Annotated in this window: 27 protein-coding genes; 10 read left to right on the forward strand and 17 right to left on the reverse strand. The window is 41.2% G+C overall.

Going from position 1 to position 26,734, the window contains the following annotated elements; translation table 11 throughout:
* Positions 1–21: 21 nt before the first annotated feature.
* Positions 22–309: a YeaC family protein gene (locus ACXJY6_RS16775; protein ID WP_458769036.1), complete on the reverse strand. Its 288-nt coding sequence runs from the start codon at positions 307–309 to the stop codon at positions 22–24.
* Between the two features lie 92 nt (positions 310–401).
* Between ACXJY6_RS16775 and ACXJY6_RS16780 the strand changes: the two genes are divergently transcribed.
* Positions 402–1,232, forward strand: coding sequence for a DUF2989 domain-containing protein (locus ACXJY6_RS16780; RefSeq protein ID WP_458769037.1), 831 nt, complete (start codon positions 402–404; stop codon positions 1,230–1,232).
* Between the two features lie 52 nt (positions 1,233–1,284).
* Here the strand turns inward: ACXJY6_RS16780 and msrB are convergent, their stop codons facing one another.
* The gene (gene msrB, locus ACXJY6_RS16785) at positions 1,285–1,698 is read right to left on the reverse strand and encodes a peptide-methionine (R)-S-oxide reductase MsrB (protein ID WP_458769038.1); all 414 of its coding nucleotides are present in this window, start codon (positions 1,696–1,698) and stop codon (positions 1,285–1,287) included.
* Positions 1,699–2,037: 339 nt separating this feature from the next.
* Here msrB and gap point away from each other — a divergent pair, with 339 nt between their 5' ends.
* The 4 genes from gap to ACXJY6_RS16805 all read left to right on the forward strand — a co-directional run bounded on the left by gap (position 2,038) and on the right by ACXJY6_RS16805 (position 5,489).
* Positions 2,038–3,033, forward strand: coding sequence for a type I glyceraldehyde-3-phosphate dehydrogenase (gap, locus tag ACXJY6_RS16790; protein ID WP_458769039.1), 996 nt, complete (start codon positions 2,038–2,040; stop codon positions 3,031–3,033).
* A 161-nt stretch (positions 3,034–3,194) separates the two neighbouring features.
* Complete coding sequence (locus ACXJY6_RS16795; RefSeq protein WP_458769040.1) at positions 3,195–4,085, forward strand: D-hexose-6-phosphate mutarotase; 891 nt, start codon at positions 3,195–3,197, stop codon at positions 4,083–4,085.
* Positions 4,086–4,159: 74 nt separating this feature from the next.
* Complete coding sequence (gene rlmA / locus ACXJY6_RS16800; protein ID WP_458769041.1) at positions 4,160–4,981, forward strand: 23S rRNA (guanine(745)-N(1))-methyltransferase; 822 nt, start codon at positions 4,160–4,162, stop codon at positions 4,979–4,981.
* A gap of 142 nt (positions 4,982–5,123) precedes the next feature.
* Positions 5,124–5,489, forward strand: a complete 366-nt coding sequence (locus tag ACXJY6_RS16805) for a hypothetical protein (RefSeq protein ID WP_458769042.1) — start codon at positions 5,124–5,126, stop codon at positions 5,487–5,489.
* 65 nt (positions 5,490–5,554) lie between these two features.
* Here ACXJY6_RS16805 and ACXJY6_RS16810 read toward each other — a convergent pair whose 3' ends face one another.
* From ACXJY6_RS16810 to ACXJY6_RS16830, 5 genes are all read right to left on the reverse strand, one after another.
* Positions 5,555–7,690: a putative bifunctional diguanylate cyclase/phosphodiesterase gene (locus ACXJY6_RS16810; RefSeq protein WP_458769043.1), complete on the reverse strand. Its 2,136-nt coding sequence runs from the start codon at positions 7,688–7,690 to the stop codon at positions 5,555–5,557.
* A gap of 45 nt (positions 7,691–7,735) precedes the next feature.
* Positions 7,736–8,173, reverse strand: coding sequence for a hypothetical protein (locus tag ACXJY6_RS16815; RefSeq protein ID WP_458769044.1), 438 nt, complete (start codon positions 8,171–8,173; stop codon positions 7,736–7,738).
* Entirely contained in the window at positions 8,173–9,324 is a 1,152-nt protein-coding gene (locus tag ACXJY6_RS16820) for a hypothetical protein (protein ID WP_458769045.1), read from the reverse strand. The genes ACXJY6_RS16815 and ACXJY6_RS16820 overlap by 1 nt, the downstream gene beginning before the upstream one ends.
* A 550-nt stretch (positions 9,325–9,874) precedes the next feature.
* Entirely contained in the window at positions 9,875–10,087 is a 213-nt protein-coding gene (gene cspE / locus ACXJY6_RS16825) for a transcription antiterminator/RNA stability regulator CspE (RefSeq protein ID WP_456052529.1), read from the reverse strand.
* Between the two features lie 262 nt (positions 10,088–10,349).
* Positions 10,350–10,790, reverse strand: coding sequence for a YcgN family cysteine cluster protein (locus ACXJY6_RS16830; RefSeq protein ID WP_458769046.1), 441 nt, complete (start codon positions 10,788–10,790; stop codon positions 10,350–10,352).
* 208 nt (positions 10,791–10,998) lie between these two features.
* Between ACXJY6_RS16830 and ACXJY6_RS16835 the strand changes: the two genes are divergently transcribed.
* Positions 10,999–11,250, forward strand: a complete 252-nt coding sequence (locus ACXJY6_RS16835; RefSeq protein ID WP_458769047.1) for a YkgJ family cysteine cluster protein — start codon at positions 10,999–11,001, stop codon at positions 11,248–11,250.
* Here the strand turns inward: ACXJY6_RS16835 and recR are convergent.
* The 6 genes from recR to ACXJY6_RS16865 form a co-directional block, all read right to left on the reverse strand.
* Entirely contained in the window at positions 11,244–11,849 is a 606-nt protein-coding gene (gene recR / locus ACXJY6_RS16840) for a recombination mediator RecR (protein ID WP_458769048.1), read from the reverse strand. The genes ACXJY6_RS16835 and recR overlap by 7 nt on opposite strands.
* A 13-nt stretch (positions 11,850–11,862) precedes the next feature.
* Positions 11,863–12,198, reverse strand: coding sequence for a YbaB/EbfC family nucleoid-associated protein (locus ACXJY6_RS16845; protein WP_458769049.1), 336 nt, complete (start codon positions 12,196–12,198; stop codon positions 11,863–11,865).
* Between the two features lie 74 nt (positions 12,199–12,272).
* Positions 12,273–14,411 (reverse strand): DNA polymerase III subunit gamma/tau, encoded by a 2,139-nt coding sequence (gene dnaX / locus ACXJY6_RS16850; protein WP_458769050.1) that lies wholly within the window; start codon positions 14,409–14,411, stop codon positions 12,273–12,275.
* A gap of 125 nt (positions 14,412–14,536) precedes the next feature.
* Positions 14,537–15,082, reverse strand: a complete 546-nt coding sequence (gene apt / locus ACXJY6_RS16855) for an adenine phosphoribosyltransferase (protein WP_458769051.1) — start codon at positions 15,080–15,082, stop codon at positions 14,537–14,539.
* A 220-nt stretch (positions 15,083–15,302) separates the two neighbouring features.
* Positions 15,303–15,434, reverse strand: coding sequence for a hypothetical protein (locus ACXJY6_RS16860; RefSeq protein ID WP_458769052.1), 132 nt, complete (start codon positions 15,432–15,434; stop codon positions 15,303–15,305).
* A gap of 101 nt (positions 15,435–15,535) precedes the next feature.
* Positions 15,536–16,636, reverse strand: coding sequence for a response regulator (locus ACXJY6_RS16865; RefSeq protein ID WP_458769053.1), 1,101 nt, complete (start codon positions 16,634–16,636; stop codon positions 15,536–15,538).
* Positions 16,637–16,965: 329 nt separating this feature from the next.
* On the opposite strand from ACXJY6_RS16865, the gene ACXJY6_RS16870 reads away from it, so the two are divergent.
* Positions 16,966–17,859, forward strand: a complete 894-nt coding sequence (locus ACXJY6_RS16870; protein ID WP_456052565.1) for a LysR family transcriptional regulator — start codon at positions 16,966–16,968, stop codon at positions 17,857–17,859.
* 55 nt (positions 17,860–17,914) lie between these two features.
* Here ACXJY6_RS16870 and ACXJY6_RS16875 read toward each other — a convergent pair whose 3' ends face one another.
* Entirely contained in the window at positions 17,915–18,463 is a 549-nt protein-coding gene (locus ACXJY6_RS16875; protein ID WP_456052540.1) for an NAD(P)H nitroreductase, read from the reverse strand.
* A 727-nt stretch (positions 18,464–19,190) separates the two neighbouring features.
* Here ACXJY6_RS16875 and ACXJY6_RS16880 point away from each other — a divergent pair.
* A complete protein-coding gene (locus ACXJY6_RS16880; protein WP_456052541.1) occupies positions 19,191–20,420 on the forward strand; it encodes an outer membrane protein transport protein in 1,230 nt (409 codons plus the stop codon).
* Between the two features lie 48 nt (positions 20,421–20,468).
* On the opposite strand, the gene ACXJY6_RS16885 is transcribed toward ACXJY6_RS16880, so the two are convergent.
* Positions 20,469–20,951, reverse strand: a complete 483-nt coding sequence (locus tag ACXJY6_RS16885) for a low molecular weight protein-tyrosine-phosphatase (protein WP_458769054.1) — start codon at positions 20,949–20,951, stop codon at positions 20,469–20,471.
* Positions 20,952–21,225: 274 nt separating this feature from the next.
* On the opposite strand from ACXJY6_RS16885, the gene ACXJY6_RS16890 reads away from it, so the two are divergent.
* Positions 21,226–23,499: a bacteriohemerythrin gene (locus ACXJY6_RS16890; RefSeq protein ID WP_458769055.1), complete on the forward strand. Its 2,274-nt coding sequence runs from the start codon at positions 21,226–21,228 to the stop codon at positions 23,497–23,499.
* 48 nt (positions 23,500–23,547) lie between these two features.
* On the opposite strand, the gene ACXJY6_RS16895 is transcribed toward ACXJY6_RS16890, so the two are convergent.
* On the reverse strand, positions 23,548–24,348 hold the full coding sequence (locus tag ACXJY6_RS16895; RefSeq protein WP_458769102.1) for an AraC family transcriptional regulator: 801 nt from the start codon (positions 24,346–24,348) through the stop codon (positions 23,548–23,550).
* 102 nt (positions 24,349–24,450) lie between these two features.
* Here ACXJY6_RS16895 and ACXJY6_RS16900 point away from each other — a divergent pair, with 102 nt between their 5' ends.
* The gene (locus tag ACXJY6_RS16900; protein ID WP_458769056.1) at positions 24,451–25,842 is read left to right on the forward strand and encodes an SLC13 family permease; all 1,392 of its coding nucleotides are present in this window, start codon (positions 24,451–24,453) and stop codon (positions 25,840–25,842) included.
* On the opposite strand, the gene cdd is transcribed toward ACXJY6_RS16900, so the two are convergent.
* Positions 25,839–26,693 carry a cytidine deaminase gene (cdd, locus tag ACXJY6_RS16905; RefSeq protein WP_458769057.1) on the reverse strand — a complete coding sequence of 285 codons (855 nt, stop codon included), beginning with the start codon at positions 26,691–26,693 and terminating at the stop codon, positions 25,839–25,841. The two genes, ACXJY6_RS16900 and cdd, sit on opposite strands and share 4 nt — an antisense overlap.
* Positions 26,694–26,734 lie beyond the last annotated feature (41 nt).

Genomic DNA, 26,734 nt, shown 5'->3' on the forward strand with positions numbered 1-26,734 from the left:
GTTACCTTTGTTTGGTAAAGCTTATTCGGAATCGTTAGGATTGACACGCAAGATGTCATCCTCTGAACGAGAAAATGACTGTTTGAACTCATTTTTGGACTTAATGTGCAATTCTCCGCCCGCGGCAACTGTCATATGTTCAGGTTGTTTATTATGCTTAGATTGGTAAAGCATCATTGCTTGAATACAAGATTCTCTTTGCTCCGGTGACAAAACGTTGCCTTCAGGCCATTTACCTGTTTCAACGGCATAGACAATGCGTTGAAATGCTTCAGGAGTGATTGTATCGACCAATTGTTGAACATTCATAACAAATTTCTCTTAAGTTTTTTACCAACATAGCCGCTATATTTCCTGCGTCAAGTTGAGAAAAATAAATCGGAGTGATAGATCACAAGCCTATGATTAATGCACAACTTAAACTCTGCCTAATTGTCATATTATCCGTTCTCTTATCAGGGTGTTTTGAAAATAAACGTGATACCAAGCAGTTGTGTGCAGCCACTCCTGAGCTTCGCTGTGACGAACTCAACATTAATGATGGTCAGTGTCGAATCACCCGAACCGATTTGATTTGGCATCGCAGAGCCGTGTTACGCGATCCTAGTGACATTAACAAAATCAAAGAATATCAATTAACCCAGCAGTACCGCGTTTGTTTAGAAGTTGCAGCCCAACTTCAACCTATCGATAAACCACTTCTAAAACAACGGCGTTTTGAGGCATTAGTTAATGCGAGCAAAAACCTCGACAAATTAACGAATGAGCTCCACCAATTCCAAACACCAGAAGCTCTCTATTTTCTTTGGAGTCAAAATAACGATAAGGAAGCACGTAGAGAATTTCTTCAAATGGAGAGATCTCCCAGCCTACAGACAGCGCGACTACAGTATGCGCTTGCGACTTTCTATATTGATATAGACCCCCACAAAACCGTTAAATTACTGAATCGTGCTCTCGAACTCACGACTGGCCCAAAGGAGTTGAATACCGAAATTCTACAATCACTCGCGAGTATCAATCAGCTAATAGAACGTAAAGAGTTATCGTACGTATGGGCCATGGTTGCAAAAGAGTTTGGCGTGCCCATCGTTGAACAGGATCAATTAGATTTACTCTACAATTTTGACGATAACAAACTAGACCAACTCGACGACATCGCATCAGATGTAACAAGCGCGATCAACCAAGGAAAATATCGTTCTGATATCATTCCCGATTATATTGAATAGATCTATAGTTAGACAACGCTCACGCTATTTAACAACAAAGCACAACATTTGATCAATTTGTATCATCATTTTTGAAAATTAATGACACCGAGTTAACGCAATACCGCATACCAGTGGTGTCAGGGCCATCATCGAACACATGGCCCAAATGACTATCGCAAGATGCACAGCGTATTTCCTTACGCACCATTCCATGGCTATTATCAACGATATAACGTACTGAAGAATCAGTTATTGGCTGATCAAAACTAGGCCAACCACACCCTGAATCATATTTATTCTCTGAGCGAAATAACTCTGTTGAACAACAGGTACAATGATATAATCCAGTACTTTTATTATGGAGAAGTTTTCCGCTAAATGGCGCTTCAGTCCCACGCAATCGACAAACGTCGAACTCTTCCTCAGTAAGGTGTTGACGCCAATATTCGTCCGACTTTTTCACCTGATTAAACACATCATCCACTACCGATTTATCCTTATGGTTGTATCAATAAACTGTAATTTTTAACTGAAATACTTGCACTGATCACATGTTGTAGCACATACTTCCTAGACTTAACAATATTCATTGATATGTTTAACAGTACTAATGAAATGTTGATTATGTACTCATAACTAACTAAGAACGGTTTAACAGCAAGTAAAAAATATAATCTCTCGCACCCGATAGCAAAAAAAAGCTAAGTTTTTTTTTGACATTAAACAAGTTAAGTCCGATTATCGGTTGCGAATTGTTACTGGTTTCTGTAATTTTACTACCAGTTTATCTTTCATCATAAATTAAGTTGTGGAGCAACTAATAATGACTATTAAAGTAGGTATCAACGGTTTTGGCCGTATCGGTCGTTTCGTATTCCGTGCTTCTGTAGAGCGCAATGACATCGACGTTGTAGGTATTAATGACCTTATCGACGTAGAATACATGGCATACATGCTTAAGTACGACTCAACTCACGGTCGTTTTAACGGTACTGTTGAAGTAAAAGACGGTAACCTAGTAGTAAACGGTAACGTTGTACGTGTTACTGCTGAACGTAACCCTACAGACCTTAAATGGGATGAAATCGGTGTTGACGTTGTAGCTGAAGCAACTGGTATCTTCCTAACTGACGAAACTGCACGTCAGCACATCACTGCTGGTGCGAAGAAAGTAGTTCTTACTGGTCCATCTAAAGACGCAACTCCAATGTTCGTTAACGGTGTAAACTTCGACACTTACGCTGGTCAAGATATCGTTTCTAACGCTTCTTGTACTACTAACTGTCTAGCGCCTATCGCTAAAGTACTTAACGACAAGTTCGGTATCGAGTCTGGTCTTATGACTACAGTTCACGCTACTACAGCAACTCAAAAAACTGTTGACGGTCCATCTGCTAAAGATTGGCGCGGTGGTCGTGGTGCTTCTCAGAACATCATCCCATCTTCAACAGGTGCTGCTAAAGCTGTAGGCGTTGTACTTCCTGAAGTAAACGGTCTTCTAACTGGTATGGCTTTCCGTGTACCAACTGCTAACGTTTCTGTTGTTGACCTTACTGTTAACCTTAAAGAAGGTGCTTCTTACGAAGCTATCTGTGCAGCAATGAAAGAAGCTTCTGAAGGCGAAATGGCTGGTGTTCTTGGTTACACTGAAGACGCTGTTGTTTCTCAAGATTTCATCGGTGAAACTTGTACTTCTGTATTCGATGCTGCTGCTGGTATCGCTCTTAACGAAAAATTCGTTAAAGTTGTATCTTGGTACGACAACGAAATCGGTTACTCAAACAAAGTTCTTGACCTAATCGCACACATCTCTAAATAAGAGTAGCGTTTAGCAATACTTGTTTATAAAGGCGACCTTTGGTCGCCTTTTTATTTGCATAAATTCACTACACTCACTCTGTGATCATCCACACTTCTCATTAAAAATTACTTACATTCCGTGTGCCTGTTGTTCGCAGAAAACAAAAAGGAATTGATGTTATGGATCTTTCAACTCTTCCAGCCTTAACGGCACTATCAAATAACATTTCAATTGTAGAATACCAGCAATTAAAGCTGATTCGAGTCTTGCATGAGAAAGCCACTGCCGCTATCTCTTTATTTGGTGGACATGTCGTCTCTTTTGCACCAAATGGTCAAGACGATCTCATTTGGATGAGTCAAGAGTCTAAGTTAGACGGTAAGACCGCAATTCGTGGTGGTATACCACTCTGCTGGCCATGGTTTGGTCGTATCGCAAACCCAGCACATGGCTTCGCTCGGATTCAAGAGTGGTCATTGGTCGAACATCGAGAAAGCGACGAAGGAGTGGTTGTCACTCTAGGGTTATCCGCAAATGATGAGACTCGTGCTATCTGGCCGTATGAGTTTTCACTCTTACTCCATGTTGCGATTTCCGATACTTTGGATGTACAACTTGAAATAATCAATACCGATGCCAAAGCCTGGACCTTCTCGGGCGCACTACACTCTTATTTAAACGTCGGTGATATCGAGCAAGTTACAACCACTGGGATGGGCGCTGAGTATATCGATAAGTTACTTGACAGCAAAATTTGCCAAGGTGGTGACGTGCTTCAATTGACTGACACTATTGACCGAGTTTACACCCAACCAGAAGACAAAATCACGGTGACTGATCCGGTATTGAAACGTCAAACGTTGGTCGAGAACAGTGGCCATAACTCAGCAGTGCTATGGAACCCTTGGGCAGCAGGCTCTCACTCTATGGGAGACATGCAGGACGATGCCTATCTCACCATGCTTTGTGTTGAGTCAACCATCCATGCTCCTTGCCTTTCGTCTGGAATAACACTTCAACCGAAAGAAAAGCATACCTTGACGACTCATATTGGCTATCACTCGTTATAAGGTTACTATTACGTAGGGTGACGAGTTCACCCTTTTCTTTTGGCTATCCTTAACCTTTGATAAATGAGTGATTTATGCTTTACCAGTGCCCGCTATGTCAAACCACATTAAAACAAAATAGTGGCAGTTATCGCTGTGAACAGCACCACCAATTTGATATCGCAAAGGAAGGGTACGTGAATCTTATGCCGGTGCAACATAAACGTTCTAAAGATCCCGGTGATAACAAGGAGATGATGCAAGCACGTCGGCAATTTCTTGCCACTGAGCACTATCACCCTCTTCGTGAGGCCATTGGTATTTTATTGCTAGATAATCAGGTGTCTTCTCTTCTCGATATCGGGTGTGGAGAAGGCTATTACACCGATTACTTTCGTCGCCAATTAACTGGAACAAGCAATCAAAACTCCGTTTATGGCCTTGATATATCAAAAATAGCCATTCGCTATGCAGCTAAGTCCTACCCTGATAGCCACTTTTGTGTTGCATCAAGTCAACGACTCCCATTTACGGATAACAGCCTTGATGCAGTAGTTCGCATTTACGCTCCGTGTAACGAGGATGAATTGACACGCGTAGTGAAAGAAAAAGGGCTAATCATCACAGTGACGCCTGCAGCACATCACCTATTTCAACTCAAGTCTCGAATCTATAAAGATGTAAGACTGCATGATGAGACTCCTGAATGCATTCCTAATTTCTCTTTAATTACTGAGCAAGCATTACAATACACAATGTCTTTATCTGGCGAAGAAGCTTGTAACTTACTCCAGATGACCCCTTTCGCTTGGAAAGCGTCAGAAAACGTAAAACGTAACCTAGAGCGGCAATCAATATTTGAATGCGACGCCCACTTTATGATTCGAATCTACCAAAAAGTCTCACCATCTGCGTAACTCGATCAGGTTGGCGTAATACTTGCTATGCTAACAACTAGTAGGCGATAAAATGAGCACCCCAGAACATAATGATGAATTAGTGCTCAATATTTTGCTTTACACGCCGATATAGTCATGAGGAAACTGGTGGGAGTATGTTATGGATGTAGCAAAAGCAGATAATACAATAGCGAATACACCTTCGATATTAAAGCCGAAGGTCTCTCCAGAGACACCAGATAAGGCAACGCTATTAGAATCTGTAACCAAGGTAGAAGCAAACAAAGTTACTTTATCCGAAGAAGGAAAGGCGCTACTTTCCGCGCTTCAAGACATTGAAAGTAATGAAGTCAAAACGAACGCAAAAGATAAAACTGTCGGTGATAAAGTTGAATCCTTTACTTATGGTGCACTAGGTATGGAGCATCCGAAAAAGCTGGAAGAAGAAAAAGATGATTCGTATTCAGCTGGTCAATACCTCTCAGGTGCAGCAACAATTGGAACCATCTTACTTGCACTTGCCTAGATAATTACGTAACGACACCCATTATTAAAAATAAAGCCAAGTTGAATCACTTGGCTTTACTTTCGTTAACTTACACTGTGTATATGAGATTCTATAGGATACAAATCTCGATAATTCATCTTGGCCGCTGATACCGCATGATCTAACTGATCAATAGTGACCGGATGAGCAAAATAATATCCCTGTAAGCTATTGCACCCTAGATCGATCAAATAAATCGCATGCTCTGCTGTTTCAATACCTTCGCAACAACTGAACAAGTCCATTTTATTCGACAACTCGATAATAGAATTCAGTACCATTGCGTCTTTTTCACTATTCAACGCATTAAAGACAAATTGCCGGTCAATCTTTAACGTATCAATTTCGATACGTGTCAGGTAACTCAACGATGAATACCCCGTACCAAAGTCATCCAACGCAATCGAACCACCTAATGAGCGTATTCGTGAAAAGAAGTCATTGGCAATATCAAACTCTTCAAGAAAACTTGATTCTGTTATCTCAAATTGTAGTGACCGAATACTTTGCCCATTTAGTTGTAACGAAGACAGAATGTGCTGCTCTAAATTTGGTATCAACAAGTCTTTCGAGGAAATGTTCAATGACACAACCGTGTCAGCACCACAAATTTCCAATATCTGATTCAAATCTTGAGCAACATTAGATATAACCCAGTGAGTAATATCCCCAATACGCCCACCACTTTCGGCAATCGGTATAAATTCGCCTGGAGATATGAAACCAAGATCCGGACTTTCCCAACGAATAAGCGCTTCCACCGAATTTATATTCCCTGCACTGGAAACCTTCGGCTGATAACGTAAGCTAAACTCTTCATTTTCAAGTGCTTGTGGAATTAGATTTACGATCTGGAGCTTACGACTATTCTCATGTAACATTTTAGGGTCAAAAACAGTAGACAGTCCTCGTCCCTGGTTCTTTGACACATACATTGCGATGTCTGCATTTGATATCAATGAATCCACGTTATAATTTGCTTGGCTACCCAACGAAATACCAATACTAACACCAGTATGGATCTCCCATTTCCCGACCTTTACTGGCGCTTTGAATTGTTCAATAATACGATCCGCGATTGTTCCAGCCAAACTGACATCAATCTCATCAATTAAGACAACTAAAAATTCATCCCCCGCTAATCGAGCTAAGATATCATTTGGCCTCATGCAAGACTTTACTTCTTCACTAATTTTTATCAGCAGTTTATCGCCTGTTTCATGGCCCAACCTATCATTTACCGCTTTAAAGCTATCGACGTCAAAATACAAAATTGCAACTTCATTGCCTTGAACTTTGGCGGTTTCCAGATGAAGATCTAAAAATTCAATAATATTGCGGCGATTTGGTAGGTCGGTAAGTTGATCAAAATTAGCAAGCTGATACATAGAGTCTTGCTGTGTACGTAGGATGGCATTCTGCTCTTTGTTTAACTTATTTTCCTTGTTAATCGTTTCAAGCATCGAATTGACATCTCTGCTTAAATTAGAGACTTCGTCGTTACCTTTCGTTTTAAAACGTAAAGTGTAATCGCGAGTACGCCCGATTAACCGTGTAAATTCTGATAAATCAATTAGAGGAGAAAATAAGTGCTGAAACAAATACCAAGTAAGTGAAAGGGAAATCAGTAAGACAAGAATCACCAAGGGCATTGTAGTGACAAAGAGGGCATCACGACTTTTAACGATGGGGGTTTTAAAATCATGCACAACTTGTAAAAAACCTATCGGGTCAACCGCATCACCGATCGGATATACCGCAACTAGGTGATCTTCAATTCGACTAACCCCGATTGAAAGTTCTTTAGGTGTGGTTTCTTTAGAGGACATGTATTCTTTCAATAACACCGGATTGAGCTTCGGACTAATATACCTCTCGATAACTTGCCACTCTTCATCGTATATAGTGGCAGAGATAATGTGATCGTACCTTTCAAAGATCAGAAGTTGATTCTTGAGTTCGAAACTATCCGGCTGATCAACAAGATATAACAAAAGGTCGTCAGCCACATTTGCCGACAATGCTTCAATATTGTCTTCAACCGAATCGAGATAAATTTGTTCATGCTCTTCTAAAGAAACGAAGAAAACCGCCATAGCACATATCACAATCGATAATGTACTAATCAAAAGGAATTTACCTCGTACTCCAGTAAATAATGTTTTAAATGAACGTAACACTAAGGCTCCACTGACCAAGAAAGAGCACATGCCCTTTCTTTACGCCTAACGCTGATAAACCACGATTAAATTACTTGGGATAACAGTCCCAGCAGGCACGTACCCCACGGCATTATCGACACTCGCCACATAGTTGAGTACATCATCTATTTCAGAGAACACCCTAGGTGGCTTGCTTCGACCAGAGAACAGCAACTGTGCCCAATAAGATTGAATACGACTTTCCGTTAAACCTATCACCTTAGTGTTAAATTGAATGCGAGTTCTATCTCCTACCGATAGGCCAACGGGAATATACTTACGACTTAACGTTCCCCCCATAAACACTTGGCGAATTTCACTACGAGACAGTGAATCGAGCGCAGATGTTGAGTTTACAACGACCATTACATCATTACTTTGGGCAACCGATGCGTGACACACACTCAATAAAAAGAAAGTAAAAAGAGCGCTGCGAGTTATTACATTTAATAAATTCATCATTAGAATACCCACTCCACGCTTAATTTATATAAGCTGGCATCGCGATCGAAACCCTCTTCAATTGAATCGAAGAATGAATTCGCATCACTATCACCATCGAGTAAAGTCAGCTCAGCTTTGAGAGCGACTTTGGGTAACACATCCCATCGCGTACCTAATGTCCATGACCGCAGTGAGTCGTCACTTAAGCGATCGAGTATTTCATTCCAGGGCTTATATAGAAAAGTATAATTTGATGGGATCTCGTTAGGAAACGTTGGATAGTCAACCCTACTTTCAGCGTACGTTAGATGAACGGAAAATGGATAGAAGTTGTATCCACCCATTACGTAATAGCTTTCAAGTTGTGGAACGATAGGCATGTCTGAGTCGATCAGCATCCATTCGGCTTGAGCAAAATAGTCAAGATTATCGTAACTCACCGATAGTTGCTTTGCTTGAACCCAGCCATCGCGAGATAAAAAATTGGCACTATCAGTAAACCCATAAAATTGCAGTGTATCTTTTAACGCATTCAATTCCGTTAAACCGATATCGACCCTGCCTCTATGAAAGGAACCGCGAACTTGAAAAGAATTCCAATTAACCTTGGCAATTAGCCCACCGAAAATATCTATATCGTATTCGGTATTATAATCACTCAGTTCTACTTCTCCTTTGTACCGTCCAACATAGCCTTCAAAGGTAGTATCTACTTCTCCAGTCGAATACCCCCAAGCTAAATCAACGCCATCAAAGGTTGGAAATAACCATGAACTGTATACTTGAGTCGGTGCGGTAATCCAAGGGTATGCATACCCAACATCAACCACATCACTTAATGCAAAGAACGGTGTACGCTGACGACCCGCTTTAATCAATAAATTGTCCGCAGGTTGCCAAGTGGCATATGCCCAGTTAATAATCGAATCATTCTCGTCGTTATCAGCATGCAATATCGCTTGAACAGTCGCACTAAGAGAAGGAGTAATTTCGTAGGCAAGTTGAAGACCAATTAAACTATCTGGCTCAAGGTTAACTTCATCGGAATATCCTTTGAAATTAGCCTGGTCTGTATCCAGATAGCCAGCGGTAATATTGCCAAATCCAGAAACAGTTAGGTCTTCGGTTATCCCAGCTATCGTATAACAAGGCGCAATAGCTAATAGCATGGATAATCCCCTGCTTAGCTTGAACCTAGTCAATTTATAATTAGTTACGCACACTGCAAATTACTCTTTTATCTATTATATCTTGAGTATAGATTTACCTTTCGATATTTTCCATTTGTTACAAAAATAATTTAGCTAGAACATAGACATAAGAATTAGAAGTATTCTACGAGGCTACTGAATATTCGACATTCAATAGGTTATTGAATTGGTAACTAAAGTTTGGAACGTGATTGGTGATACCAAAAACGTTTACGACCGTTGGACTTAGCCATCGTCGTCCTCCTATAAGTTGATCATAGATCACGAGATCAAAAGAAAACAAACGTTTTGATTCTATTTTTCACAAAAAAAATCGTAGTAACGTTTATTAAATAATTCGGTAGAAAATACCGTAAGTAATGGAGCGATAATTCTAAAGGGCTTTGATATACGAACAGAAAGGTGATACGAGCAGAATGGTGCAGTATGGCTTTTTTAACTGAGGTCGTGTTAGATAAGGCAATTAGAAATGAAGCTGGTGCAATTTAGCATTGCACCAGCATCGAAATTATAGCGCTACTACGTTAGCCGCTTGAAGACCTTTAGGGCCTTGCTCTACTTCGAAAGACACTTTTTGGCCTTCAGAAAGAGTTTTGAAACCTTCAGAAGCGATAGCACGGAAGTGAACGAAAAGATCAGCACCGCCACCGTCTTGAGTGATGAAACCAAAACCTTTCTCTTCGTTAAACCATTTTACTAAACCAGTAGATTTGTTAGACATTTGAGTCCCTTAATATTTAAAATTCATAGAGTTATCGTATTATCAGCAGTAAGCTAATGACACGAGCGCTGGTGACTTTTAATTATGAATGTGACGATTAAGCTAAGGGAAAAACTGAGAATAACAACAATGACGAAGGAATACTGAGGTTTTACTTTACTTTATGCTTCATTAATAACTCCGAGTCGCAGAGCACGGGTATAATACCCCGACCTTAGTTATAGTCAAGCGTTAGTTGTCACATTAGCTCTTGTTTAATGAATTATCGACGATTTGGATGATTGATAATGTGATCTTCCCAATCCACCACATCAATTTCATACACCACAGTATTTCTAACACTTTCTTTAGCTGCGTGCATTGCCGACTTATCACCGGTAACTAGAGGATGCCACTGCGGTAATGGTTTTTCTTCCGCCAATAAACGATACGCACAGGTATTCGGTAACCAATGAAACTCATCCACATTGTCACGTGTTAATTTAAGGCATTCCTCGCCCGAGGAAAAACGATTGGGGTAATCCTTACATGAACATGTATCGCTGATTAACCAACTGCAGGCGACATTGGTGTAATACACTTCATCGGAATCTTCATCCATGAGCTTGTGTAGACAACACTTACCACACCCATCACACAGTGACTCCCACTCTGCCTCACTCATTTGATTTAAGGTCTTTTGTTGCCAAAATGGAGTCGTCATTGCACGCCGCTTGTGATCGATTGATAAGGGAAAAGATTTATACCCCTCTGCCTAATAAAGTTCAAGTTTTACCTTGGAAAGTTACTTGTATTATCGTATTTAGGGCAACTGTCTAATTAGCATCTCGTACACTGGTAAACCAAGATTATGAACCCGAAATTTGCTACCATCTCGCGTATTTAAAATTCACGTTACAAAGGTATAAGAAATGGATTGTCGATTAGGATGCGGAGCCTGCTGTATTGCACCAAGTATCTCGTCACCGATTCCTGGAATGCTCGAAGGGAAAGCTACTGGTGAACGTTGCGTTCAACTTAATGAAGATAATCTGTGTAAACTGTTTGGCAGGCCTGAACGACCGAAGGTGTGCTTGGCATTTAAAGCGTGCTCAAGTGTATGTGGAGAAACGAACGATGAGGCACTATCTAACCTCATCGAGCTCGAAACGTTAACTCAATAGTTCAGTTTTTGACGACCAATTAAAGAATGTGACAACGTCGTGCCATCAACAAACTCTAATTCACCGCCAACAGGTACACCATGAGCAATACGACTTGCTGGAACACCATGCTCACGACACAACTCAGCAATATAATGCGCTGTTGCCTCGCCTTCAACGGTAGGGTTTGTCGCTAGAATCACTTCATTGATATTGCCGGCTTGAAGGCGATAATCCAAAATATCTAACCCAATATCGCTGGGCCCAATACCATCCAAAGGCGATAAGTGTCCCATTAATACAAAATAACGCCCCGAGTATTGTCCTGTCGCTTCGAGTGCCGCAATATCTGCTGGACTTTCCACGACACACAACAACCCATTTTCTTGGCGTTTTGGGCTACGACATATATGGCACGTCTCGTCTTCTGTAAACGTTCTGCATTCTTCGCAATGCCCAACTTCGGTCATCGCTTTTTGCAGCGCATCGGCAAGTAACAAACCGCCTTTTCTATCTCGCTGCAACAATTGAAAAGCCATACGTTGGGCTGACTTAGGGCCTACGCCAGGCAAACAACGTAAGGCTTCCATTAATTGTTCCAGTAATTGACTGGTACGCATCAAAAGTTCTCAATTAAAATGGCATTTTCATACCAGGTGGAAGCTGCATTCCACCTGTTACTGACGCCATCTTTTCTTTTTGGGCTTCTTCAGCACGGCGCGCAGCATCATTAAAAGCAGCGGCAACTAAATCTTCCAACATCTCTTTATCATCAGCCATTAAGCTTTCATCAATATCGACACGGCGAACACTGTGATTGCCAGTAATCGTAATCTTCACAAGGCCTGCACCTGATTCTCCAGTAACTTCCATTTGAGCAATTTCTTCTTGAACCTTTTGCATACGATCTTGCATTTGCTGGGCTTGTTTCATCAAGTTGCCCATTCCGCCTTTACCATTACCAAACATATTTATCTCTCTGTGTTTATCTATTTCATATTACGTTGGGGCCAAAAAGTTGAAAATTCAAGCCCCATGAACAATTAGAGCGGGCGAACACTTTCGATATCTAACTCCGCTGAAAACCTTTGTTGCAAGAAACGTACATTTGCATCCGTTTCTAAAATTTTTATCGCTGTCTTAAGTTTACCTTGATAAATCTGCTCACGTCGCTCGAGCGGCGTCAAACCTTCATCACCGATTGAAATTTCAATATCAATCGCACGGTCTAGCGTATTTGATATAGCCTTGCAAAGTTCTGCGATCGCACGATCATTTCTCAAATGCTCCTGATTCGGACGTAAGGTCAACAACAACTGGTCTTGATGCCATTGAGACGCCGAGTTGAGCGCCAGTTGCTCCACCAGTTTGCCAATAGTAAGCTGCTTGATCAGCGCGGCCCATTCATCTTGCGCAATCACTTCAGCACTGAGCTTTTCGACCATTTCTGGTGTTTTCTCATGCTCCAACGCTTGTTTTACTTTCGTCGGAGTTACCATTTTTCGCTCAACGGTTTCCGCTACATCAACACTTGGACGCCACTGATACGGCTCATTCTCGACTGTTTTTTTACTTTGACCTTCTTCACTGTCCTGCGACACCACTGTACCGTCGGCACGTTGAGCTAACCGCTCAAATACAGATTCCGACTGGCTAGATGCCGCTTCAGACTTTTTTCCACTTTTACCGCTGCCACGTTCAAGCTCTTTACGCTGAGAGCGCAATTGATGACGTAACCCAACAACTGGGGACGGTACAGATGACTTCGGCTCAGGCTCTGCCTTAAGAGGCTGAAGTGAGACATCGGATGGTGGAGTTTGTGTTGATTCTATCTCGTAACTTTCTGCCATCGATGCATATTCTTGAGCAAGCTCATTATAAGAGTCATCTTGAGAATTACTTTGCGGTGAAGCTTGCTGAATTGGCTCAACAGGCACCTGTGGCTGGGCACGCTGTTGAACGGCTTCTTTAGCCTGTTTTAGCCCAGAAGGTACCGATGAGGAAGCTACAGCTTCAACCGTTTCCTTGACAACGGGCTGAATCACCGGTTGTGGGATAGGTTGTGAATCGGTATTCAATTGACTGAATGCTGAAACCTGTTGAGGACGAAATGCCACCATTCGTAATAGTGTCATTTCTACACCAATACGGGGTGTCGGTGACAATGGAAGAGATTCTCGTCCCTTAATCGCAATCTGGTAAAATAGCTGCACATCTTCAGCAGATAACGCCTTACTCAACAGTTCTATTTTTTCTGCATCTGGTTGAGATTTATCCAATGTAGCAGGTAACATTTGATACATGGCTATCCGATGTAATTGGCTAGCAAGTGTTTGCAGTAAAACATCCCATTCGACACCGTTCATCGCTAGGCTATTAATACATTCGATAACGGTTTGAGCTTGCTTACTACTTATGGCCTGAATCAAATGCAACGCTTGGTCGCTATCTAGTGTGCCGAGCATTGTTGATACGCTATCGGTAACAACTTGATTGTTTCCAAGTGCGATAGCTTGATCCGATAAACTTAGCGCGTCGCGCATACTTCCATCTGCAGCATGAGCGATGAGTCCTAAAGCTCTCGCTTCAAAACTCACATTTTCTTGCTCTAAAACATGACGCAATTGCTGTTCAATGCCTTCGATACTAATCGGCTTTAGATGAAACTGAAGACAGCGAGATAATATAGTTACAGGTAGCTTTTGTGGATCGGTCGTCGCCAGCAAAAACTTCACATACTCGGGCGGTTCTTCCAACGTTTTCAAAAGCGCATTAAAACTATGACGAGAAAGCATGTGAACTTCATCGATCAGGTAAACTTTGTATCGACCGCGCGCAGGCTTATATTGAACGTTATCAAGTAATTCGCGAGTGTCTTCTACTTTCGTTCTCGATGCTGCATCGATCTCTAATAAATCAACAAACCGACCCTGATCGATTTCTTGACAAGAAGTACATTGCCCACAAGGTGTCGATGTTACCCCTGTTTCACAATTTAAACCTTTTGCAAATAGACGCCCAATTGTGGTTTTACCAACACCGCGCGTACCACTGAAAAGATACGCATGGTGCAAACGATTTTGCGCCAGCGCATTTTCCAATGCGGTTAATACATGGGCTTGACCTACCACTTCGCTAAACTGAGTAGGACGCCACTTCCGTGCTAAAGCTAGATAACTCATTTAAAATTCCGTATTCAGTTTACCGAATGTCCATTTATCAACATGTCGCCTTGCTGAACCTTAGGTTTTACAAACACTAAGATGCTCGAAGGCTCATATTTTCGAAAGCTAAAGCCTGCGAAACACTAGTGACCGTCAAATTCACACACGCTATAGACATTTAATCCAAGCGCTTCAAGGCGTTTATCACCACCAATCTCTGGTAGGTTTATCACAAACGCGGCATGTTCCACAATACCACCGAGTTGACGAATGAGTGAGGCTGTCGCTTCAATCGTACCGCCGGTTGCCAAAAGGTCATCAACCACTAAGACTTTATCGCCAGGTTGAATCGCATCAAGGTGAATTTCAAGCGTATCTGTTCCGTATTCCAACTCATAAGATTGAGCAATGGTCTCTCGAGGTAACTTTCCTGGTTTACGTACAGGAACGAACCCAATACCAAGCTCTAATGCTAACGGCGCTCCGAATAAAAAGCCTCGAGCTTCAGTACCAACCACTTTGGTAAATCCCATATCTTGGTATTTCTCGAGCAAATGAAAAATTGTGGCACGATACGCCGTAGCATCTTCCATTAAGCTGGTGATATCACGAAATACAATCCCTTTTTGCGGATAGTCAGGAATGCTTTTGATGCTTGATTTTATCAATGAAATTGTATCTGTAGTCATAACGTTAGTAACTTATATTTAATAGCTTATTAAACTGATCTATGGTCAATTAGTAAGCTTGGGCCTCTGCGAAAAATATTTTCACGGCAAAAAACAATGCCCACTCTGAAGAATGGGCACACTTCGTACTAATGCTAGTGATTTTCTCATTGGTTAGCAACAAGCAGAGAATATTTATGAGGTCAAACGCTCTGATTGCAAGCAATATAAAACAAAGAAACTAGAAAGGGGCAAAGCCATTTGCAACTCTTAACCAAGTTAACGTTGCCGGCAAGGTAGGAAGTAATAGAACCAACAATAAACCCAAAAAATAGAAAATATTAAAAGGTTCCTTGAACTCCTTCTCTGACATAACACATTTCTCCTTAGTGATAACATGAATGTGAGTGATTCTCACTTAATACTAAGGAAGGCTTTATATCGCTTTTTTATAACTAAATCTCTATAAATCACTCAAGTTGTGATCTGTTTCATTATATCTAAAGTAAATGAACAAACACCCGTATTTGTAACAATGACTTTACTTTTCTGCCCGATGGGCAAATTTTTAGTCACAAAGTTGCGCATACAGTTATCGCCAAGGTTCACTCCTCCGGAAACATTTAAGTCGTTGTTTTCACCGTGCCATTGACCATTAAGACCAGCAGGCAAGATAGACATTGACCCGCTAACGGTATCGACAACACCTAGCATAGCGGAGACCGAACCCTCTTCGCTGGAACATTGAATTCCATGCTCAATAAGCTGTGCAAGATCTTTAAGATCAGCGAATCCTGTTTTTAATGTGCGAATATAGTCATGAAACAGAGCTCGAACCAATAAGCTAATACTCACCCCTTCTGTTTGGTGAGAACCTGAATCAACAATATAAAACGTAAACTGACCTTCAGAAAGCCAAGCACAATCAAAAACAAGGGGCATCACATCTGCTGTTTGCAGTAAACGATAACTAAAGCGCCAATCGCCATGAATATTATCGTTATCAGGCATCAATGCTTGTAATAAGTCACGTGCGGCTGGCGGATTGTTCTGTAAATAATCTAAATGGAAATGCAGTTCTTTTTCTTCAGGAGCATCTTCGGGATCTTGTCGCTCCCATTGACTAGCTAAATCACGTTCAACACCTTGCCTAGTCGCATCGTCGAGAACATTAGATACCGTTGATACAACGTGGCCATAATCTCGAACTGGCTTTGCAATAAACTCTTTAATTCCATATTTCAAAGCTTGTGCGACATCAGACATCGCATCGGTACCGGAAACAACGATTATGGGTAGGTCTGTGCGTGAATGACTCACTTCTTCAACAAATTCAATTCCCGTCAAGATGGGCATAGAAAGGTCACACATCACCAAATCTACACTATGTTGATCTAATCGAACTAATCCTTCTAATCCATTTTCTACTTCATCAACGAGGCAACCGTACGATTCTAAACAACTGCGCATAACGCTTCTAAAAATAGGATCATCATCGACAAGTAGGATAGACTTACCTTGAAGCTTACTTTTTATATCTAGCTCCTCGCGAGCAGAAAATTGCTTACCAGACATACTCACAGCCCTACTCTAAGAAAAAATGCGAATCAAAGTATCGTTATAACGGTGTGTAAACTCTGCTAAACAAACCATACTCATAAAAATAGCTCCCGTTATTGATATCATTCTTATCACACCTTTTTAAAGTAGACCTTAATTCTCATTTCTACAACAAAAAGAGATGGCAAAAAATTGATCCCAATAGAGTTATTAAGACACCATGAGCGCAAGATTAGTTTTCAAAAGTTACGAATTTTGCTAAAGATGTTGATGTGCCTCAAGAATTTTTAACTAAATAACGTATAGATTTAACAAAAGATACGATTAACCATATGTCGGGTATTATGAAATTAGATGATTTAAACCTATTTCGCTTAGTTGTCGAAAATGGAAGCTATACAGCAACATCAAGAAAAACATTGATTCCAGTCGCCACCATAACCCGACGAATTCAAGCTTTAGAAGATTCTTTGGATTTACGCTTACTCAATCGTCACGCTAGAAAACTCTCTCTTACTGAAGCGGGTGAGCGCTTTTTTAAAGAATGCTCACCATTACTTCAAAAGCTAGCCTGTACTGCTGATGAGATAAGTGACGAATGCCGAGGTGCTAAAGGCCAAATTAGAATATCTTCACCAGCGAATTTGACCAAACGAATGTTGATGCCGATGTTTATTGCGTTTATGAAGCAGTTCCCAGACATCAATTTAGAGCTCACAACGAGTCATGTTTCTGATCAACTTGATCCAACTGAATGGGATGTCATTTTCCGTGTTGGCCCTCAACGTGATTCTTCATTAATAGCCCGAAAAATCAATGAGGTAGAAGACATTCTCGTTGCAAGTCCAGAGTATCTTCAAAAACATCCAGCTCCAACCCATGCCGAGGAATTAACCCAACACTCTTTATTAAAAGGGTACCCACTACTCAAATGGCAACTGACCAATCGAGACGGTGAGTATGTGATCAATAATGAAAAGGGAAAGTTTCAAGCGAACACTTTGAATGTGGTTAGAAGAGCCTGCTCTGAGGGGTTAGGCATCACATTAATGCCAAATGCTATGATAAAAGAGCAGATTGAAAATGGCAGTTTGACCCGAGTGTTAACGGATTGGAGTGCAAACCCGCGTGATATTTACATGCTCTATAATCACAAAGAGCACCTTCCTGATAAAGTACGTTTATTTATCGATTTTGTGATTTCTTACAGCATCGATGAAAGCCAAGCCGTCAACTAGCCAACCAATAGCAGGCTATTTCATAGCAAAGGTGCGCTTGGCTTGATACTGAGAACTATAGAAACTCAACGTATTTAGAAAAATCTCGCTGAGGAGCTTTCATCGGTTCAATTGTCGCGGTTCCCAAATAAAGAAACCCGACAATTTCATCATCTCCCTCAAGAGAAAAAGCCTGCTTAACTTTCGGATCAAACATCCATGAACCTGAACGCCAAACCCCTTGAAAGTTTTGCGCAACGGCCGCCATTTGCATTGCTTGAACCGCACAGCCCGCCGATAAATGTTGTTCAAAAGCTGGAACTTTAGGGTGCTCCGTTACCTTTGCAATCACGGTAATGACCATTGGAGCACGAAATGGGGCATTTCTGAGTTTTTCAACTATCTCATCATTGCTACCATTTTGTTGTGCTGCAGATACATAAATATCAGATAACTTCTGTAAGCCATCTCCTTGTGCGATCACGAAGCGCCATGGTGTTAAATTCCCATGATCAGGGGCTCTCAGTCCCGCCTCAATGATTTTTTCTAATGCACGACCTTCTGGTGCTGGCGCTGATAACTTCGCAACAGAGCGACGTGTTAACAGTAATTCTAATGCATCCATCGATTAACCCTTTGTTATAATGACTATTGATGTTGTAACAACTGCATGTCTACACGAGATATCGCATTCGTTAGTTTTATCCTAACATGATCAAAACCAATAACAATACAGTATCAGTTCACGTTTAATAATGCTTACAAGGTGGTTAAAAATAAAGCGAAGCGTTAGCTCTGGAAGTCAGGTTATTCTATGACTAAATAAAACATTGAGATAAAATGAACAAAAAAAAACCACACATAACTGTGTGGTTGGAATGTATAAAGCAATTAACTTGCGCCAATTGAAATAATCAGTTTCCCGATTAGGAGAAAGTAAAGTCAGCCTTCAAAAGGAAGTGTCATCTTGCTCAACGTGTCAGTCCAAGAACCGACCAGATGACCTGAACTAATATAATGACTTTCTGAATTTAAATTTTGAATTAGATCAATTTTATGTTGATTTACGTCTAATTATTACGTTAACTAAGCCTTTTTATTATCAATTATCACCGAGCTGAAAAAATCCCTCCAAACAATAGAGAGTTTCCCGCTCATCCAGCTGAGTAAAAACTCTAATAATAACAAAAATTCTCCATTTTCATGCCAATTAGCCGCCAGTTCTCAACTTTTATCGTCAAAACTACCAATGGTCGGATTTGTCTTACTTATACTTAGGACTACTATCACGCGCCACGTTAATTGTTGGTGCCAAGATCCGCAACCATCATATTCATCATAGGAAGTAACCAATGAATAAAACGAGATTGTTTCAAAAGTCAGTGATAGCAGTAGCGCTCACACTCTCAACCCAACAGGTGTTCGCAGCGGGTTTCCAACTTAACGCTCAATCAGCTACTGGTTTAGGCCGAGCATTTGCAGGTGATGCTGTTATCGCAGACAATGCATCAGTTATAGCGCGTAATGCTGCCGCAATGACATTGTTTGATTCAATAGCGTTTTCTGGTGGGTTTGAAAGCATCACCTCAATGATTGAAGTATCAGATGCAACTTATACCAACGCTCTTGGTACAGAATATGATGCAAATTATGATAACGCAGGTGATACTTCTATTGCACCGAACTTACATCTAATTGTACCTATCGATGATAAATTATCTTTAGGCGCGACGATCTACAGTAATTTTGGTACCAAAACCAATTTTGACAGTGATTATGTTGCGGCTGAATATGGTGGAAATACCGAAATTTCAAGCTTAAATATTGGGGTTGTTTCAGCTTACCGACTGTCTCCACAATGGAGTATTGGCGGCGGTATCGACTTTATCTACGGTGAAGGCACACTAAAGCGTAACTTGAGCTCAGACGTTGGGCTTCCCGGCTTTGGTGGCGCTGAAACTCTTAATATTGATTCCGCATCTGGATGGGCCGTTGGGTTCAATGTGGGAACTGTCTATGAGCTTGATGCCGATAATCGCTTTGGGTTCTCTTACCATTACAGCCCTGAACTAAAAGCAAAAGATGGGTCACAATCGGTGACGTTACCACTTCCAGACATGGCCGAATTTTCAGGTTTCCATAAACTTGAAAACAGCCCATTTGCTGTGCACTACAGCATTCAATTTATTGGTTGGTCGTCATTTGACAAAATCACCTTTGAAAATGCGAGTATCGAAGAAAAAGAATATAAATGGAAAGATGCATTCCATTATTCTATTGGCGGTACCTATTTCCTAAATGACACCTGGACACTGCGTGCGGGTTACATGTATGACGAAAGTGCACAAGATAAAGTGACCTCAATCTCTGTGCCCGACTCTGATCGCCAATGGTTTTCTGCAGGTGTCGGTTATCAACTGAGTCAAAAAGCAACGGTAGATTTTGGATTTACTTACCTTTTAGGCAAAGACGTTGAAGTTGAAGAATCAACAGCGCTTGGCGGACCTTACTCTACATCACTTTCTGGAACAACTCACGCTGATGCCATCTTGATGGGTCTACAGTACAGCCGTACGTTCTAAGTAGACTATACGTATTCAATGGCAATAAATAAGAGAGCTCTTGCTCTCTTATTTATTATCGAGATACTTAACCTTATTAAGTATCGATAGCGCCGCATCTTCGATTAAATCCAGCACCAACTCAAAGCCATTCTCACCCCCATAATAAGGATCAGGTACTTCTTCGTAGCGAGAATCACCATGGCTTAATAACAGCGAGACCTTGCTTTGATATTGAGAAGGACACTGTTGTAACAAGTCAGATAAATTATCCTTATCGGCGGCTAGAATTAGGTCAAATTTAGCAAAATCTTCGATACATACTTGTCGAGCACTGATACCAGAAAACGTATACCCTCTTCGCTCTCCTGCGGCTCTTGCTCGGTTATCCGGCGGGTTTCCTTGGTGATAACCAATAGTACCTGCGGAATCCACTTCAACATCAATGCCTAGCTCTAAAGCTTTTGCCCGCAATACCGCCTCTCCGGTTGGAGAGCGACAAATATTGCCCATACAAACGACGAGAATCTTGGTTTTATCGTTATTCTTCATTTTGTAAACCTCTTAAATATACGCCCAATTCACTTATCTCAAGTTATTGTTTGATATTCTCATTAAAGACAATGTTACCCTCTCACTAAGCACGGTACAAATAATGACAAAAGATGATGATCAAGCTAAGCTATAAGTTGATCAACCCATCGAAAGAGTCGTTAAAGTAGCAAGGCATTTGGGGTGTTTTGATTGATTCGGATTAAACCAATTTCCGTGAGTGTATGACTCTAGATTGCACATGACATTTTTAAACAAAAGGACTCGTTATAAAATGAACCAGCACCATGTCGACATATTCCCTTGGAATGATAGTTTTAGCACTGGTGTTGAAGAAATTGATCAGCAGCATAAGCAATTAATTTCTCTATTAAATCAACTGGCCAATTATATATCTCAACACGATTCAGATATTAAACTGGCTGAAGTACTTCACGAATTAATTGATTATGCAGAGTATCACTTTGACAGCGAAGAGACCTACTGGCTAAGCATATTGTCTAACTGTGACTATGCAGAACAACATAGAGAAAGTCACAGTCAGTTTACTCAACATATAAAAAAATTAATAAAGAATGAAGATCAAAAGCCAGAAGAGCAGTGGCTAGAAGAATTATTGTCTTACTTAACAAGTTGGCTCGTCACTCACATTTTGGAAAGTGATCGTCACCTCGCATTTATGACTCAAGCGGTTAAATCTGGCCAGTCAATTGATGAAGCCACATTGTGGGCGAACGCTCAAATGAATGAAAAGGCTCAAGAAACCATAAATGTTATTTTGACGGCCTACCAAACCCTTTCTGCAAATACGATTCGCCTTATGCAAGAGATCAAAGCGGGTAAAAAAACACTCCTTCAATTAGCGGAAAGTGAAGAAAGCCTCATTCAGGCCATGCATTATGCAAAAATTGGTCGTTGGTCTGTTTCCTACCCAAATCAAGTCACAACTTGGTCCCCTAAGATGTACGAGTTACTTGGCCTAGACCCAGATACAACTCCGGGTATCGAGCTTCTTTGCAACATAATGGTAGATGACTCTCATCACTCTCTGATGGATTCACTAAGAAACAGCTTTAATTGTGGTCAGGAACATAGAATCGACTATCAAATCGTACGCCCCAGTGATAATGCAGTCCGTTGGATTGAGTGTCGTGGGAAGATGATTTATGCCAGTGACGGCACCCCTGAAAAAATGACAGGATTCATTCAGGATATAACTGAACGTAAAGAGAACGAAGAAAAAATAAGCTCACTGGCTTATTATGACTCGTTAACCTCTTTGCCAAATCGCCGTTTACTCTTTGATCGCCTGAATCACGCGTTAGCTTTGAGCAACCGAGATACCGCCTATAATGCGGTTATATTTATCGATATAGACAATTTTAAAAACATTAACGATTCACATGGCCACGAATTTGGTGATGCCGTGCTTCAGCAAGCGGCTAAACGCATCCAAGATTGTATTCGTGCTAGCGATACTTTAGCGCGCATTGGTGGCGATGAATTTGTTCTAATTTTATCTGATCTCGACAATAACGAGCTAGAAGCTGCTGCTGAAGCTGAGATTGTCGCGCATAAAGTCATTCAAGCTCTATCTCATCCTTACCAGGTAAACAAACACCAATTCATTAGTAGTGCCAGTGGGGGTATCTCTCTTTTTAACAACGCATCCATATCAAGCTCAGAGCTAATGAAGCAAGCAGATATCGCAATGTATCAAGCTAAAAAATCAGGGAAAAACACCGTGTTTTTCTACAAACCGCTAATGCAAGAAACGATATCCGAGCGCCTTACACTGGAAAAGAAACTCCACAAAGCCGTTAGAAATAAACAATTTGAACTTTATTATCAACCTCAAGTCGATAACAACAATAATACTACCGGAGTAGAAGCTCTTATTCGTTGGAACCACCCAACCGATGGCATCATTAACCCTGATGATTTCATTCCGTTGTCTGAAGAAACAGGATTAATTATTCCAATAGGTGACTGGGTTTTAGAACAAGCATGCCTGCAATTAAAACAATGGGAAATAAGTCAACAGACCAAACATTTGACGATATCTGTCAACGTCAGCTACCGTCAGTTTCGTCAACCCGATTTCATCCTAAAAGTCGCAAAATTGATCAGTAAGTATGAAATTAGTCTTGGAATGCTAAAACTCGAATTAACTGAAACCATGCTTGTTGACGATTTGGATCTAACAAAATCACACATGCATTCATTAAAAGCATTAGGGATTCAATTTTCCCTAGATGATTTCGGCACAGGGTATTCATCATTACAGTACTTAAAACGACTACCTGTCAATGAGTTAAAAATAGATCGCTCGTTCATTTCAGAGCTTGAACTTGATATTAATGATCAGTCGATCGTTAAAACAACCATACTGATGGCCAATTCTCTTGGTATCGATGTCATTGCAGAAGGGGTAGAAAACGACCAACAGAAAACCTTTTTAGGCACTCATGGCTGTCTATCGTATCAGGGGTTTTTATACAGCAAGCCAATGCCAGTCAAAGAGTTTGAGTCATACCTCGTACAGTAGAGTGTACGATTTTAAAAAGTACAATAGTGTCTGAATATACTCCGCTACTTAGCGATTCAGGAATTGACTCGCATATTCCTGGGGCGCTGCCCCATATAGCTTTTTAAATTCAGCGATAAAACTGCTCACACTTTTATACCCAAGTTCATAAGCAACTGTCTTGGTATTTTCACCTTTATTTATCGCTTCAAGTGAATTCATTAAACGAAATCGACTGCGCCATTGTCGGAAAGTGTATCCAGTCTCTGATTTAAACAGACGTTCAATCGTGCGGGTGCTTGCCCCTGACTCTCTACTCAATATATCCAACGTTACTGACTCCTTCGGATGAAGGATGAGCTGATTGATCACCTGAAGCAACCTTGGATCTTGACCACTCGGTAAATGAAGAAAAAACGGTTCAAGAGACTCAAGTTCATCCAACGCGACCAACCCTAAGCGCTGCATAAATGGCTCATCTGGTAAATCTTCACGAGTCATGCGGACAATAATCTCGCGCAGCAAAGGGCTCATAGCCAGCATCACAACTTCACTGTCATAATGTCGAATCGGGCATGATGGATCAAAGTACAAGTTGCGTATTTGCGCTTGAGTTTGGCAGGTAACCTGATGAAAGGCATTACCTGGGATCCACACTGCGTGTGAAGAAGGAACGACCCAAACGGCGTTGTTAGTTGTCACTCGGAGTAAACCTTTCGACGACCATAACAACTGTCCACGAGGATGACGGTGAGGTGCTATCGCCTCTTCCGGATTCATGGTTCTTCGCTGAGTTAAAACTGGCCGCTTTGGATCAATCGTGTAAGCGACATGGCTTGCCGGCAAGTATGACGCATTAGGAATACCCATTGTCACATTTCCACCTTATTACGACAATCACGAACTGCTAATATAAGCGGCAACCGAAACAAACACAAGCCTACAATATCGCTATTTACATAGAGAACTCACATGAAAAACAGCCTCAATATACGCTCAATTATCGTATTCATTGCCGTCATTATTGCTGGATACTTGGCGATGAGACCGATTGCTGGTCAACCAAATAACTTCTCTTACAGCGCAGCAATCATTCTGATTACACTAGTATTTTGGAGTTTGAGCGTTATCCCTCCCTTTCTTACAGGGTTAATCTTTTTTGCCTTAGTTGCGGTTTTTAATTTAATCGAACCAAACGTTCTTTTTTCTGGCTTTTCATCTTCCGCAGTCTGGTTGATTATTTCAGGCTTTATTATTGGCGAAGCAATATCAACCACTGGAATTGGGAAACGTCTCGCCCTAATTATTGCCCCTTATTTAACGACAAGTTACGTTAAATTAATCTCTGGTCTAGTCGTGACAGCAATGCTACTTGGCTTTGTTATGCCTTCATCTGTTGGTCGCTCTGTTGTACTGATTCCAATAGGTATGGCGTTAGCTGAGCAACTAGGTTTTGCGAAAGGCAGTTCTGGTCGTATTGGCATCGCTGTCACTCTAGCTCTAGCGTGCAACATGCCCAGTTTTGCCATTCTTCCATCCAACATTCCGAACATGATTTTAACCGGAGCGAGTGAGAATTTGTTTGGTATTTCATTTGGATACTTAGAATACCTTGCTCTGCACTTCCCTATCCTCGGTATCGTAAAATCTGCGGTTTTAGTTTTAGTGGTCGTGAAAATCTTTCCCGCTCAAATTGATATAAATGACAAAACGTCCAGCCAAGCGCGTAATGATCATTTTGATTTAAAGAAACAGAATAAGGTTCTATTCATTCTCACGATGACGCTGTTATTTTGGATCACTGATTCCATTCATGGAGTTAATCCTGCATGGGTCGGCATTGTTACCGCAATTTTCCTGCTTCTTCCTAAGTATGGTGTTGTCGAACCAAAAGCATTTAATCGATCCGTTGATTTCGGTACTGTTATCTTTGTAGCTGCTGCGCTAGGGCTCGGTGCTCTGGTCAATTTATCGGGAATTGGAACCTCTGTTGGACAGATATTCAGCTCAGCGTTATCAAACTCCCATGACTCTACTTTCTATAACTTTATGTCTTTGTGTTCTATCTCAACACTGACTGGACTTATCACCACCATTCCTGGCGTCCCAACTGTACTCTCACCAATGGCAGCCGACTTTGCGCATTCAACAGGCTTTTCGCTCGAAGCGGTACTGATGACGCAAGTAATCGGATTTTCGACGGTCATCTTCCCCTATCAAGTTGCTCCTCTCATTGTCGCAATGCAGTTATCACAGGAGAAGCTATCTTCGTTAATTAAGGTGTCATTACCGTTGGCAGTAATTACACTGTTGATCTTGATGCCACTCGATTATTTATGGTGGAACCTCTTAGGATGGATTTAATTCGATAGGTTGGTATACCTTAACTCTACCTTTGGCGCGATGCTCTTTAGTAAGGAGAGCGTAGCGTCATACTGCAGTACTTGTGATTGCTTCGATTCAATTAGCTCGACATCGACGATACTGTCAAAGTCGCGCAAAGCTAACCGAAGCATAATCAACGCAGATTGCAACGGCGATAAACTGGGATTAAAGGCTGCATTTTCCGCATAACACCCAATAATTCTCTTACCATCTTCCAATGTAATCAAGCACATCGAAGGACTTTCAGTGTATGGCGAATAAACTCGTTTCCATGCCAATTCGTCGAAAGAATGTGAAGACTCACTGGAGGACACTCTCGTCTGTATAGACATCAATCGATTCGCGACCCCCAAATCATTTGGGCCGAACGCATCAGGTAGAAGTTGAGCTAACGAGACAGACTCACGCCCTTGCACATGAATAGTGAGCTGCTCCGATGTAGAAAGCTCATTCATAAACTGACGACAATGACCACACGGACTTTGGTTGACATAAATATCGCTAATACCTTCTTCACCACATAACCAAGCATGATTAATTGCCGCCTGTTCAGCATGAACGGTTTGACTCAAGCTTTGGTCTCCAAACTCCATATTGGCGCCAAAGTATGCATTTCCTGACAAACCAACAACAATTGAACCGACGTGATAGTTAGAAAGAGGCACTAGAGCATAATTCGCAGCCAATGGTAATAAAGCGTATAAACAAGTTTTTTGATCAACAGAGAAAACCTCTGTCAATTCTAAGAGTTGCTCAGCACTAAGTTGGTTAACTTGGTGAAGATCGACGCCCCATGTTTTCTCGGCGTAAGCTAAAAGTTGTTCCATCATAATAAATCCTTAACGTGTAAAGCTCATGTCACACTACGACC

It is taken from the genome of Vibrio phycocola (assembly GCF_054404255.1).

Bases quoted from the DNA above. Each gene is read 5' to 3' on its own strand.
- ACXJY6_RS16830 (WP_458769046.1), bottom strand. From the start codon at position 10,790: ATGACGACTCCATTTTGGCAACAAAAGACCTTAAATCAAATGAGTGAG.
- ACXJY6_RS16820 (WP_458769045.1), bottom strand. From the start codon at position 9,324: ATGCTATTAGCTATTGCGCCTTGTTATACGATAGCTGGGATAACCGAA.
- ACXJY6_RS16865 (WP_458769053.1), bottom strand. From the start codon at position 16,636: ATGTCTGGTAAGCAATTTTCTGCTCGCGAGGAGCTAGATATAAAAAGT.
- ACXJY6_RS16795 (WP_458769040.1), top strand. From the start codon at position 3,195: ATGGATCTTTCAACTCTTCCAGCCTTAACGGCACTATCAAATAACATT.
- ACXJY6_RS16805 (WP_458769042.1), top strand. From the start codon at position 5,124: ATGGATGTAGCAAAAGCAGATAATACAATAGCGAATACACCTTCGATA.
- ACXJY6_RS16845 (WP_458769049.1), bottom strand. From the start codon at position 12,198: ATGTTTGGTAATGGTAAAGGCGGAATGGGCAACTTGATGAAACAAGCC.
- ACXJY6_RS16895 (WP_458769102.1), bottom strand. From the start codon at position 24,348: ATGGGTATTCCTAATGCGTCATACTTGCCGGCAAGCCATGTCGCTTAC.
- dnaX (WP_458769050.1), bottom strand. From the start codon at position 14,411: ATGAGTTATCTAGCTTTAGCACGGAAGTGGCGTCCTACTCAGTTTAGC.
- ACXJY6_RS16875 (WP_456052540.1), bottom strand. From the start codon at position 18,463: ATGGATGCATTAGAATTACTGTTAACACGTCGCTCTGTTGCGAAGTTA.
- cdd (WP_458769057.1), bottom strand. From the start codon at position 26,693: ATGATGGAACAACTTTTAGCTTACGCCGAGAAAACATGGGGCGTCGAT.
- cspE (WP_456052529.1), bottom strand. From the start codon at position 10,087: ATGTCTAACAAATCTACTGGTTTAGTAAAATGGTTTAACGAAGAGAAA.
- ACXJY6_RS16870 (WP_456052565.1), top strand. From the start codon at position 16,966: ATGAAATTAGATGATTTAAACCTATTTCGCTTAGTTGTCGAAAATGGA.
- ACXJY6_RS16835 (WP_458769047.1), top strand. From the start codon at position 10,999: ATGGATTGTCGATTAGGATGCGGAGCCTGCTGTATTGCACCAAGTATC.
- ACXJY6_RS16860 (WP_458769052.1), bottom strand. From the start codon at position 15,434: ATGTCAGAGAAGGAGTTCAAGGAACCTTTTAATATTTTCTATTTTTTG.
- recR (WP_458769048.1), bottom strand. From the start codon at position 11,849: ATGCGTACCAGTCAATTACTGGAACAATTAATGGAAGCCTTACGTTGT.
- ACXJY6_RS16815 (WP_458769044.1), bottom strand. From the start codon at position 8,173: ATGATGAATTTATTAAATGTAATAACTCGCAGCGCTCTTTTTACTTTC.
- rlmA (WP_458769041.1), top strand. From the start codon at position 4,160: ATGCTTTACCAGTGCCCGCTATGTCAAACCACATTAAAACAAAATAGT.
- gap (WP_458769039.1), top strand. From the start codon at position 2,038: ATGACTATTAAAGTAGGTATCAACGGTTTTGGCCGTATCGGTCGTTTC.
- ACXJY6_RS16780 (WP_458769037.1), top strand. From the start codon at position 402: ATGATTAATGCACAACTTAAACTCTGCCTAATTGTCATATTATCCGTT.
- ACXJY6_RS16880 (WP_456052541.1), top strand. From the start codon at position 19,191: ATGAATAAAACGAGATTGTTTCAAAAGTCAGTGATAGCAGTAGCGCTC.
- ACXJY6_RS16900 (WP_458769056.1), top strand. From the start codon at position 24,451: ATGAAAAACAGCCTCAATATACGCTCAATTATCGTATTCATTGCCGTC.
- apt (WP_458769051.1), bottom strand. From the start codon at position 15,082: ATGACTACAGATACAATTTCATTGATAAAATCAAGCATCAAAAGCATT.
- ACXJY6_RS16890 (WP_458769055.1), top strand. From the start codon at position 21,226: ATGAACCAGCACCATGTCGACATATTCCCTTGGAATGATAGTTTTAGC.
- ACXJY6_RS16775 (WP_458769036.1), bottom strand. From the start codon at position 309: ATGAATGTTCAACAATTGGTCGATACAATCACTCCTGAAGCATTTCAA.
- ACXJY6_RS16885 (WP_458769054.1), bottom strand. From the start codon at position 20,951: ATGAAGAATAACGATAAAACCAAGATTCTCGTCGTTTGTATGGGCAAT.